Annotated in this window: 13 protein-coding genes; 6 read left to right on the forward strand and 7 right to left on the reverse strand. The window is 69.0% G+C overall.

What is annotated here, in order from left to right:
- The coding region (locus ABZX92_RS43325) for a GAF domain-containing protein (protein ID WP_355571596.1) at window positions 1-588 on the reverse strand (588 nt) is incomplete at its 3' end.
- A 137-nt stretch (window positions 589-725) separates the two neighbouring features.
- On the opposite strand from ABZX92_RS43325, the gene ABZX92_RS43330 reads away from it, so the two are divergent.
- Window positions 726-1,724: a nitroreductase gene (locus ABZX92_RS43330; protein WP_355571598.1), complete on the forward strand. Its 999-nt coding sequence runs from the start codon at window positions 726-728 to the stop codon at window positions 1,722-1,724.
- Between the two features lie 200 nt (window positions 1,725-1,924).
- On the forward strand, window positions 1,925-2,527 hold the full coding sequence (locus ABZX92_RS43335) for a hypothetical protein (protein ID WP_355571600.1): 603 nt from the start codon (window positions 1,925-1,927) through the stop codon (window positions 2,525-2,527).
- Here the strand turns inward: ABZX92_RS43335 and ABZX92_RS43340 are convergent.
- Together ABZX92_RS43340 and ABZX92_RS43345 are read right to left on the reverse strand one after the other, a co-directional pair.
- Window positions 2,517-2,705, reverse strand: coding sequence for a hypothetical protein (locus ABZX92_RS43340; protein ID WP_355571602.1), 189 nt, complete (start codon window positions 2,703-2,705; stop codon window positions 2,517-2,519). The two genes, ABZX92_RS43335 and ABZX92_RS43340, sit on opposite strands and share 11 nt — an antisense overlap.
- A gap of 46 nt (window positions 2,706-2,751) precedes the next feature.
- On the reverse strand, window positions 2,752-3,264 hold the full coding sequence (locus ABZX92_RS43345) for a flavodoxin (protein WP_355571604.1): 513 nt from the start codon (window positions 3,262-3,264) through the stop codon (window positions 2,752-2,754).
- Window positions 3,265-3,398: 134 nt separating this feature from the next.
- Between ABZX92_RS43345 and ABZX92_RS43350 the strand changes: the two genes are divergently transcribed.
- The 4 genes from ABZX92_RS43350 (at window position 3,399) to ABZX92_RS43365 (ending at window position 8,254) form a co-directional block, all read left to right on the forward strand.
- The gene (locus tag ABZX92_RS43350) at window positions 3,399-4,436 is read left to right on the forward strand and encodes a zinc-dependent alcohol dehydrogenase family protein (protein WP_355571606.1); all 1,038 of its coding nucleotides are present in this window, start codon (window positions 3,399-3,401) and stop codon (window positions 4,434-4,436) included.
- Between the two features lie 324 nt (window positions 4,437-4,760).
- On the forward strand, window positions 4,761-7,091 hold the full coding sequence (locus ABZX92_RS43355) for a phosphoketolase family protein (protein ID WP_355571608.1): 2,331 nt from the start codon (window positions 4,761-4,763) through the stop codon (window positions 7,089-7,091).
- Window positions 7,088-8,128 carry an acetate/propionate family kinase gene (locus tag ABZX92_RS43360; protein ID WP_355571610.1) on the forward strand — a complete coding sequence of 347 codons (1,041 nt, stop codon included), beginning with the start codon at window positions 7,088-7,090 and terminating at the stop codon, window positions 8,126-8,128. Before ABZX92_RS43355 ends, ABZX92_RS43360 begins: the two co-directional genes overlap by 4 nt.
- A 6-nt stretch (window positions 8,129-8,134) precedes the next feature.
- Entirely contained in the window at window positions 8,135-8,254 is a 120-nt protein-coding gene (locus tag ABZX92_RS43365; protein ID WP_355571612.1) for a universal stress protein, read from the forward strand.
- Between the two features lie 137 nt (window positions 8,255-8,391).
- On the opposite strand, the gene ABZX92_RS43370 is transcribed toward ABZX92_RS43365, so the two are convergent.
- The 4 genes from ABZX92_RS43370 to sigK are packed head-to-tail and all read right to left on the reverse strand — an operon-like array spanning window position 8,392 to window position 10,839.
- On the reverse strand, window positions 8,392-9,294 hold the full coding sequence (locus ABZX92_RS43370) for a hypothetical protein (protein ID WP_355571614.1): 903 nt from the start codon (window positions 9,292-9,294) through the stop codon (window positions 8,392-8,394).
- Between the two features lie 37 nt (window positions 9,295-9,331).
- Window positions 9,332-9,499 (reverse strand): hypothetical protein, encoded by a 168-nt coding sequence (locus tag ABZX92_RS43375; RefSeq protein WP_355571620.1) that lies wholly within the window; start codon window positions 9,497-9,499, stop codon window positions 9,332-9,334.
- A gap of 3 nt (window positions 9,500-9,502) precedes the next feature.
- Window positions 9,503-10,249, reverse strand: a complete 747-nt coding sequence (locus ABZX92_RS43380) for an anti-sigma factor (protein WP_355571616.1) — start codon at window positions 10,247-10,249, stop codon at window positions 9,503-9,505.
- Window positions 10,246-10,839, reverse strand: a complete 594-nt coding sequence (gene sigK / locus ABZX92_RS43385; protein ID WP_355571618.1) for an ECF RNA polymerase sigma factor SigK — start codon at window positions 10,837-10,839, stop codon at window positions 10,246-10,248. The genes ABZX92_RS43380 and sigK overlap by 4 nt, the downstream gene beginning before the upstream one ends.
- Window positions 10,840-10,897 lie beyond the last annotated feature (58 nt).

Here is a 10,897-nt window from a genome sequence, read left to right on the forward strand (position 1 = left end):
CGACGACGCCCTGGTCGACGCCCTCACCCCGCAGCGCCTCACCAGCGTCCTCACCCCGAAGGTCGACGCGGTGAACTCGCCGCCACCGAGCTTCTCGGTCATGTAGAGGTTGCCGTACGCCTCGTCGCGCACCCGCACCGGAACGCCGAGGAAGCTGTGCATCGGCGGGTGGTTGGGCGGGAACCCGACCGACGCGGCGTGCTCGCTGAGATCGTGCAGCCGGATCGCCCGCGGATCCTTGATCAGCAGACCCAGCAGGCCCTTGCCCTCGGGCAGATGGCCCATGTTCGCACGGACCTCGGGATCGATGCCGACGTAGACGAACTGCGAGAGGTTGTGCCGCGAGCCGAGCACGCCCAGCGCGCCGTAGCGGGCACCCACGAGCTCCACAGCGGCCTGGACGATGCGCTGCAGCGTCGAATCCAGCTCCAGCCCGGCACCGACCGCGAGCACGGCGTCCAGCAGGCTCTGCATCTTGTCGCGGGTCGACCCGATCTCGGCGAGCCGGTCGCGCATCTCGTCGAGCAGCTCGTCCAGCCGCAACCCACCGAGCAGGCTGCGGACCGGTCTCTCCTCGGGACCCACCATCGATCAAGCCTTTCACGCTGTCGTGACGGCGCCAAGCGGTCCCTGCCAGGTCGGGACCTTCGATGGTGGGTCTGCTCCACGGCGACGCGGAAAGTGGGAGAAGACGATCCACCAGGCAACACGATGGGGTGAAGGACATGGCACAAGCAGGAGCGGCTCTGGGGCTCGGGCCCGGACAGATCGAGAGCGCGCTCGCGGCTGCCTCGCTCGCTCCGTCCGTGCACAACACGCAGCCGTGGCGGTTCCGCGTCCGGCGCGACCGGATCGAGCTGCACCCGGACCCGAGCCGCACCCTGGCGGCCACCGACCCGGAAGAGCGCGAACTGCGCCTGTCGTGCGGCGCGGCGCTGTTCAACCTCCGGCTGGCCCTGCAGAGCACGGGCGTGCGTCCGCTGGTCTCGATGCTGCCCGGCCACGACGCGCCCGGCGCCCTCGCCGTGGTCCGCCGCGGCGGCACGATCAAGATCGACGAGGAGCACCGCGCCCTGCTCGAGGCCGTGCCCCGTCGCCGCACCAACCGCCGGCCGTTCCTCGACGGGGTCATCGATCCTCGCCAGCGCAACGCGCTGGTACGGGCGGCCGAGCTCGAACGCTCGTGGCTGCACGTCGTAGTCACCCCCGAGCAGCGCGCCCAGCTCAAGCGCTTCGTCCAGCAGGCGCACGAGATCCAGCTCGGCGACGAGGCCGTGCAGGCCGAGCTCGCCGCGTTCACGGGCCACCGTCCTGGTGCGACCGACGGCATACCGCCTGCTTCGGCGGGCGTGCGTCCGGAGATGCAGGACGAGTGGACGTTCCGCGACTTCCAGGGCCCGGAACGTCACCCCGGCAAGGACTACGAGTCCGACCCGCTGGTGATGGTCCTCTGCTCGTTCTACGACGGGGCGCTCGGCGATCTGCAGGCAGGACAGGCGATGCAGCGCGTCCTGCTCACCGCGACCACGCACGGGCTGTCCGCGTCGTTCCTGTCCCAGCCAGTGGAGGTCCGGCGCGTCCGGGAGGATCTGCGGCGTGCGCTGGGCGGCCTGCTCGTGCCGCAGACGGTGCTGCGCGTCGGGTTCAGCACGCCGGTGCCGGCCACTCCGCGGCGCTCCGTCGCCGAGCTGCTGATCGACTCCGACGAGCACGCCCGGCGATGACGGGACCTTCGTCCCGCCGCGGAAGACTCTTCCCGCCCTGCTCCAGACGGACGCGACGAAGCATCGTCAACGCATGGAACCAGTTGTGATCATCGTCGGTTCCGGTGACACGCACGAGAGCGGTACCGTCACCAGGGCGGCACTCCATCACGCGCCGTGCCCCGTTCTCGTGGTGCACCAACCGGTTTTGGAGGCACACCATGGCCCCGTCGCCGTCCCCTCTCCTAGCCGACCGGTTCGCACCCAGGCCTGAGTTCGGCCGCACCGACCACCTGCTGGTGAACGCGGATCCCGCGGCGACGTGGAAGTCCTTGCGCGAGCTGGACCTCACCGAGCTGCGTGGCGGTCCCGCCGCGTTCGCGGTGTGGTTCCGCGACGTGCCCGAGCGGTGGCGGGCCCGCAAGGAAGGACCTGCTCGCGAGCGCACCAGGCTGACGTGGGACGACCTCGACGCCGGCACCGACTGGATGATCCTCGGCGAGAACTCCGGCCACGAGATCGTGCTCGGTGCCGTCGGCAAGTTCTGGCGACCGGTCGTGAAGTGGTTTCCGTGCGAGCCACGTGACTTCGGGGACTTCGCCGAGCCCGGCTACGGCAAGGTCGTGTGGTCGTTCACCACGCATCCGTACGGAGAACGCCGCACGCTGGTCACCTCCGAGATCCGGGTGACGCTCACGGATCCGCAGGCCTGGCTCAACTTCCGCCGCTACTGGCGCATCAGCACGCCGGCCGCGTCGGTCATCAGCCGCGCGGTGTTGCGAACGGTCAAGCACAACGCCGAGGTCAAGGGCGTCAAGAGCTGAGCAGGCGCCCGGCTGCGGCGAGGTGGACCGGCGCGGGCATGCCCGCGAACAACCGCAACTCCTGCGGCGGAGTCGTGGGCTCGTCGAGGAAGCGCAGGGCTGGTTCCGCGGTGCGAACCCGAACAAGTCGCCGAAGGCCCGCTCCAGTTGTGCAGCCCTCGACGCCGATCGTCAGCACGTCGCCCCTCCGGCGCAGTGCCTGTCCGGCACGGCAAGGACAGCGGTCATGGTCCTGCCTCGGCCGCGCACTTGGCTCCCCAGTTCCGGGCACGGTCCGGCTCACCTTCGATCAGCGGGCCGGCTGTGCCGTTGACGTAGAAGTTCTCCGCTGCCGTGAGCACCGGGAAGTGTGCGCGCTTGAACCGCGTGAGCGCGGCACGAGCAGCAGAGCCAGGCAGCATAGGCCGCTTGACTTTCGTGTCGAACGCGGCGACTGGCGGACGCGCCGCGCCCTTGCCGACCTGCTCGACCCATTCGCGCAATCCACCGGCTGCGGCGGCTTTCTCGTCGGCTCCCTTGGTGACGGCGTCGGCGCGGGTGTTCGGCCTGCTCATGCTGAACGCGTGCGTCGGACCACCGACCACGAGCAGCCCGACGTCGTCACTGAGCACCGCCGGAGCGGAGCCCACTTCGACGATCCTGACGGTCATGGTCGCGCGCAGCCCTTCGGCCACGGCCTCGGCGATTTCCTTGGTGTTGCCGAACATCGACTCGTACACCACAAGAGCGTGCTTCATGTCTCGACGGTAGGTCGGCCACACCAAAGGCGTGGAGGTCCTTAGGTCCTCCGGCGTCCGGGACCACGGGCTCTGCGCCACGTCCGCCGGCCCGAGAACGCTGAGAAGCGACGAACCGACGAGGAGGAATCCTGATGAAGGCGCTGGTCTACCACGGTCCCGGCAAGCGCGCGTGGGAAGACGTTCCCCAGCCGGAGATCAAGGACCCGACCGACGCGATCGTGCGCGTCACCGCGGTCACGATCTGCGGCACCGATCTGCACATCCTCTCCGGCGACGTCCCCGAGGTCGAGCCGGGTCGCATCCTCGGCCACGAGGCGGTCGGCATCGTGGAACAGGCCGGCACCTCAGTCACCTCGGTGAAGCCGGGCGACCGGGTGCTCATCTCGTGCATCACGTCCTGCGGCCGCTGCCGGTACTGCCGCGTCGGGAGCTACGGTCAGTGCCTGGGCGGTGGTGGCTGGATCCTCGGCCACACCACCGACGGCGTGCAGGCGGAGTACGTGCGCGTCCCGTTCGCCGACACCTCCACACACCTGCTGCCCGACGACGTCACGGACACGGCAGCGGTCGTACTGGCGGACATCCTGCCGACCTCGTACGAAGTCGGTGTCCTCAATGGACGGATCAAGCCCGCCGACACCGTGGTGATCGTGGGCGCCGGGCCGATCGGGCTCGCCGCGATCCTGACCGCGCAGCTCTACAGCCCCAGCCACATCGTCGCCGTCGACCTCTCGACATCCCGGCTCGACGCGGCGAAGCAGTTCGGCGCCGACGTCACCGCGTCCACTGCCGAAGAGGCCGAACGGGTCGTCCGCGAGCTGACCGGCGGACTCGGTGCGGACGTCGCGATCGAGGCCGTCGGTGTGCCGCAGACGTTCGAGCTGTGCACGAAGCTCGTGCGCCCAGGTGGCCACGTCGCCAACGTCGGCGTGCACGGCAAACCCGCCACGCTGCACCTGGAAAGTCTCTGGATCCGCAACGTCACCATCACCACCGGGCTGGTCGACACCAGCTCGACGCCCACCCTGCTGCGCATGGTCGCGTCGGGCCGGATCGACGGCGAGCGGTTCATCACGCACCGGTTCGCTCTCGACGAGATGGAGCAGGCCTACGAGGTGTTCGAGAACGCCGGCGACTCCGGCGCGCTCAAGGTGGTGCTGACCCGGTGACCACCACCGCCGAGCGCACGACCACCGCTGCCTGGCGCGGCTTCCGCGCCGGGCGGGAGCTACGACGTCGACGCACGCACCCCGTCGTCGATCACCGCGCACACTCCCGGCGACCTCGACCGCCAGGAGGGCGAATCATCGGCGACTACCGGCGGGTTCCGCCCTACGGCTCGCCCTGTCGCAAGACGTCATCGCTCCAGGAGACCCACACGCGCCCGGACCGGACAGGGACTTCAGTCCCTGCCGACGCGGACCGCGTGCCCTGTCCCGTGATCGATCCGGACGGCAGCGTGGAAGGCACCAACCCCGACTGAGGAGCGCGAGATGTCGAACGCCGACCTGGAGCTGCTCGACGCGTACTGGCGAGCCGCCAACTACCTGTCGGCCGGCCAGATCTACCTCGTGGACAACCCGCTGCTGACCGAGCCTCTGACACCGGAGCACATCAAGCCTCGTCTGCTGGGGCACTGGGGCACCACCCCGGGTTTGAACTTCCTCTACGCACACCTCAACCGGATCATCCGCGAGCGCGATCTCGACATGCTCTTCGTGACCGGCCCCGGCCACGGCGGCCCCGCACTGCTGGCCAACACCTGGCTGGAGGGCACCTACAGCGAGACCTACCCGGACGTGCCGCGCGACGCCGAAGGCATGCAAAAGCTGTTCCGGCAGTTCTCCTTCCCCGGCGGCGTGCCCAGCCACGTCGCGCCCGAGGTGCCCGGTTCCATCCACGAGGGCGGCGAGCTGGGGTACTCGCTGGCGCACGCGTTCGGTGCCGCGTTCGACAACCCGAACCTCGTCGTGGCGTGCGTGGTCGGTGATGGAGAGGCCGAGACCGGGCCGCTCGCGACCAGCTGGCACGCCAACAAGTTCCTCAACCCGCAGAGCGACGGCGCGGTGCTGCCGATCCTGCACCTCAACGGCTACAAGATCGCCAATCCCAGCCTGCTGTCGCGCATCCCGCACGACGAGCTGGACGCGTTGCTGCGCGGCTACGGCTACGCGCCGTTCTACGTCCAGGGCGACGAACCGAAGGCGATGCACGCCCGCATGGCCGAGGTGCTCGACCAGGTCTTCGACGAGATCCACCGCATCAAGAGCACGCACGACCGGCCGCGCTGGCCGATGATCGTGCTGCGCAGCCCCAAAGGATGGACGGGACCGTCCGAAGTGGACGGAGTTCCGGTCGAGAACACCTGGCGTGCGCACCAGGTTCCGCTGGCCGGCGTGCGAGACAACCCGGACCACCTGCGTCAGCTGGAAGCGTGGCTGCGCAGCTACCGGCCGGACGAGCTCTTCGACGAGAGCGGTGCTCCCCGACCGGAGCTCGCCGCGCTCGTGCCCACCGGGGAGCACAGGATGGGCGCGACGCCACATGCCAATGGTGGATTGCTGTTGCGGGAGCTGAAGATGCCTGGCATCCGCGCGCACGCGGCTGAAGTCGTCAAGCACGGCACCACGCACTCCGAACCGACCAGGGTGCTCGGCCGGATGCTGCGCGACGTCATCACGCTCAACGCCGACGCCCGCTCCTTCCGGATCTTCGGCCCGGACGAGACGGCCTCCAACCGGCTCGACGCCGTGTACGAGGTCACCGGAAAGCAGTGGCAGGCGGAAACCCTGGCCGTCGACGAGCACCTCGTCCACGACGGCCGGGTGATCGAGGTGCTGTCCGAGCACCTGTGCCAGGGCATGCTGGAGGGATACCTGCTCACGGGCAGGCACGGGTTGTTCAACTGCTACGAGGCGTTCATCCACATCATCGACTCGATGTTCAACCAGCACGCCAAGTGGCTCAAGACGCACAAGAAGCTGGAATGGCGGCGGCCGGTCGCGTCGCTGAACTACCTGCTCAGCTCACACGTGTGGCGCCAGGACCACAACGGCTTCTCGCACCAGGATCCCGGTTTCATCGACCACGTGATGAACAAGAAGGCCGAGGTCGTCCGCGTCTACCTGCCGCCGGACACCAACACGCTGCTCTCGGTCGCGGACCACTGCCTGCGCAGCAAGGACTACGTGAACGTCATCGTGGCCGGCAAGAACGAGACACCGGACTGGCTCGACGTCGACGAGGCGATCCTGCACTGCACCCGCGGCGCCGGGATCTGGGAGTGGGCGAGCACCGACGACGGCATCGAGGAGCCGGAGGTCGTGCTGGCGTGTGCGGGTGACGCCCCCACGGTCGAGGTGCTGGCCGCGACGAAGCTCCTGCGCGAACACCTGCCGTCGCTGCGGGTCCGCGTGGTCAACGTCGTCGACCTGATGCGCCTGCAGCCGGACACCGAGCACCCGCACGGCATGCCGGACCGCGAGTTCGACGCCCTGTTCACCACCGACAAGCCGGTGATCTTCGCCTACCACGGCTACCCGTGGCTCATCCACCGCCTGACCTACCGCCGCACCAACCACCACAACCTGCACGTCCGCGGCTACAAGGAAGAAGGCACCACGACCACACCGTTCGACATGCTCGTGCTCAACGACATGGACCGCTACCGCCTCGTCATCGACGTCATCGACCGCGTCCCCGGACTCGGCCCGAAAGCCGCCCGGCTGCGCCAGCACATGCAGGACCAGCGCACCCGCCACCACACCTGGATCCGCGAACACGGCGAAGACCTGCCCGAGATCCGCGACTGGACCTGGCAATGAACCTGCTCGTGGTGAACGCGGGCTCCTCCAGCCTGAAGCTCCGCCTCCTCGGCGAGGACAACACCGTCCTCGCCGACACCACCGTGGACCGCTGGTCAGGCGAGATGCGCCCGCTGGAAGACTTCCTGCGCGGCGCGCCCTCCGTGGACGCTGTCGGGCACCGCGTCGTGCATGGCGGTTCCGAGTTCACGAGTGCGACCGCGATCAACGACGACGTGCGCGCCGAGATCGAGGCGCTCACCGGGCTGGCGCCGCTGCACCAGCCCCGTGCGCTCGCCGGCATCGACGCGGCGCGCCAGTTGCTGCACGCCGTACCGCAGGTCGCGTGCTTCGACACCGCCTTCCACGCCACGATGCCCGCGGCCGCGGCCACCTACGCCGTTCCTGCGTCGTGGCGGCGCAAGTGGGACCTGCGCAGGTACGGGTTCCACGGTCTGTCGCACGCCTATGCGTCCCGACGAGCCGCTGAGCTGGCGGACAGGCCCGGTGCTCGGGTCGTGAGCTGCCACCTCGGCTCCGGGGCGTCACTCGCCGCTGTCGCGAATGGACGTTCGGTCGACACGACGATGGGCTTCACCCCGCTGGCAGGCCTCGTGATGGCCACCCGCAGCGGTGACGTCGACCCCGGCCTGCTCGTGTGGCTCCAGCGCGCCGGGCTGACGCTGGACGAGCTCGAGGACGGGCTGGAGCACCACTCCGGGCTCGCGGGACTCTCCGAGGCCGGCGGCGACCTGCGCGACGTGCGCCAGGCCGCGGAAAACGGCGACGCTCACGCGATTCTCGCGCTCCAGGTCTACGTGCACCGGCTGCGTCAAGGCATCGCCGCGATGGCTGCGTCGTTGGGCGGCATCGACGTGCTCGTGTTCACCGGCGGTGTCGGCGAGCACGACGCCGCGTTGCGCGCGGACACCACTGCTGGGCTTGCCTTCCTCGGTATCGGCCCGAACAGCACCGCTGTGGCGGTCGTGGTCGTCGAGGCACGAGAAGACATCGAGATCGCGACCCAGACCCGGACGCTGCTGAAGGAAACGAGCTGAGGACGGATGACCGTGACCAGACCGGTGGTCGTGGGACTCGACGGATCGAAAACCGCAACGCACGCGGTGCAATGGGCAGCCGAAGAGGCAGGCAGTGGCTCACCGAAGCAGCGGCGACAGCGCTGAAGGCGGCCCTTCAGATCGAGGTGAAGACCGAACTGAGCGCCGGCAACGCGGTAGAACAACTCATCGGCCGATCTGCCACCACGGCCGCGGGAGCACGCCCGGACGGGGTGTGCTCCCGCATTGCCTACCTGGTGCAGTCAGGCCGCGCAGATGGCGACCGCCCGGACCTCCCAGGTGATGCTGGTCGGAACGATCTCCACCGCGAAGGCTTGGACCCGGTCCAGGGCGTTGAACGGGTAGATCAGTTGAAGGGCGAAAGCCCCAGAGGTTCCCGTACCACCGGTCTCGAGCGTCAGCGCGACCGCCGCAGCCCCGTGCACTCTGGTCCCCGCCGGGCACACAACGACGGCGGGCTTCTCCGGCTCCGACGCCCGCAGGTCCGACCGCGCGAAGACCACCTGGTAACCGGCAGGCCTCGGTGCGCAGACCGCGTACGAGGTCACACTCCAGACGTTGGTCGCGCCGGCGTTGTCCTCGACGACGCCCGTGGTGACCCTGTCGCCGGCAAGCAGCGGGGTCGCCTCGGTCAGCTTGACGTGACCCGCCGGGTTGTTCACCTTGCCGCCACTGCCCAGCACGACCTGGCCGATCGGGCAGAAGGCATCTGCCGAAGAGGAGAAGCTGAACCCGGTGTTGGCGACGATGTTCAGTCCGCTGATCGGGCTTGAGCAGATCACGTACGCCTGGACCGACCAGTTGCTGGTGATGTTCGGAATGATCTCTTCTGCGGTGACCACGTACTGGTCCACCCCACTGGGCGGGTGTACCGGCCGCAGCTCGATCAGCGCCACCTTGTCGGCGTCGGGGCCGCCGGTGAAGATCCACCCGCCGCCGCCCAGCACCCGCAGGCCGGCCGGGCAGTCCGCGTGGACCGTCTTGGTCGGCGCTGAGTCGTTCGCCGACACCGCACCCTGGAACTTCTGGAGGCCGGGCACGGCATGCGCCGGCGACGTCACCACCGCCGTGGTGACGAGCCCGGCGGCCAGGGCTACCGCCAGCGCGGCCAGGCGACGCCCGGACCGTCTCGTTCCTGCAGTCACTGAAATACCTCCAACGGTGTACTTGCCTGCGATCGAGCTACTCCCGGAGTGTGGATTCGACCGCTGGGCAAGCACTGGGCAACCGCTGGGCAGGCGACGGATGCGGCGTCAGGTCGAGCGCGGTGTTGCCGACAGCGAGGAACGGCAACGCCAACGGGTTCACGAGCGCGGCTACGAGGTGGCCCGCCGCCTGCGCCGCGGCCACGGCTCAGACCGTCAGCGGAAGCACGACCACGGGCACCGTCGTCGGGCCTTGCGATCCTCCGCTGGGCTCGACGGTCAGCGCCAGCTTCTCCGTGCCCGCCAGAGCTTCCACGACCACGGGCGGCGGCTTGTCGCCCGTGGGCAGCACGCCCGCGGAGCGCGGACCGTCGTCGGTCACGATCCACAGCTGGTAAGAACGGTCCGAGGGCAACGCCGGCAGTCCACCAGCAAGAAAGACGATCTTGTGGTGACCGGGCGCGTGCACAACCGTTCCGGTACCACCGTGCTCGGCGGATCTGCTCACCGTCGCCGCTCCGGGAGACGAGACCAACGCGGCGAGCTCGTCGTATTCGGCGGCGACTTCACGGAGAGCCTCAACTTCGCGCGCGGTCTCATTGTTGTGGTGCACTGCCAGTGTCCCGAGCGCCACGGCACCGAGGACGCTCGCGGCGGCGGCAAGTACGCCGAGTCGCTTGAACCATCGGCGTTCAGGGAGCATCACAGATGCCTTGGCTTCTGGCGGCAGCTGCCGGGTCCGCGCCGCGGCAGCGAGCACGCGCGCCCTGAGCTCCGGAGGTGCCGCGAACTCGGTGGCCTCACCAAGCCGTGCCGCGGTCTCCCTCAGTTCGGCTGCCTCGACCGCACAGCTCGCGCACTCGCGCAGATGTTGTTCGAACGCAGTGCTTTCCGCATCGTCCAAGGCGTTCAGCGCCCACACGCCGGACATCCGGTGTTCGTCGGCGAGGCTCATGCCGACACCCCCATGCAGTCACGCAGTCTGATCAGGCCATCGCGCATCCGGGTCTTGACCGTGCCGAGGGGAAGCTTCAGCAGGCTCGCGACCTCGGGATAGGTGTAGCCCTGGTAGTAGGCGAGCAGCACCGACTCGCGCTGCAACGAGGTCAGCATGCCGAGGCACCGGCGTACCTGCCGATGCTCCAGACGGCTGGCCACCTGCTCGCTCGTGTCGTCGAACGGTGTGTCGACCTCCAGCTGCGCCGCTTGCGTCTCCCTGGTGCCCGCGGCCTGCGCTGCGCGCACCCGGTCGACCGCGCGGCGGTGCGCGATCGTCATGATCCACGCGGACGGGCTGCCCAGTGCGGCGTCGAACCGGCTGGCTTTGCGCCACACCTCGAGCATGACCTCCTGGAACACTTCCTCCGACTGCGCCTCGTCCCGCAGTACGCGCCGGATCAGCCCGAACACCTTGCCGGCCATGAGGTCGTACAGCCTTGCGAAGGCGGCGTGGTCACCCCGCGCCACTTGACCCAGCAGCTCCGGAGCCACTTGTACCGGCTCTGATCCCGCATCTCTCGGCCGCCGCGGTTGTACGAGTTCCATCGTTCCCCTTCGCTGACTTTCCACACCACTTGTTCGGACGCGGCCGCAGAAACGGTTC

The organism is Lentzea sp. NPDC006480 (assembly GCF_040611995.1).
Taxonomy (GTDB): domain Bacteria; phylum Actinomycetota; class Actinomycetes; order Mycobacteriales; family Pseudonocardiaceae; genus Lentzea.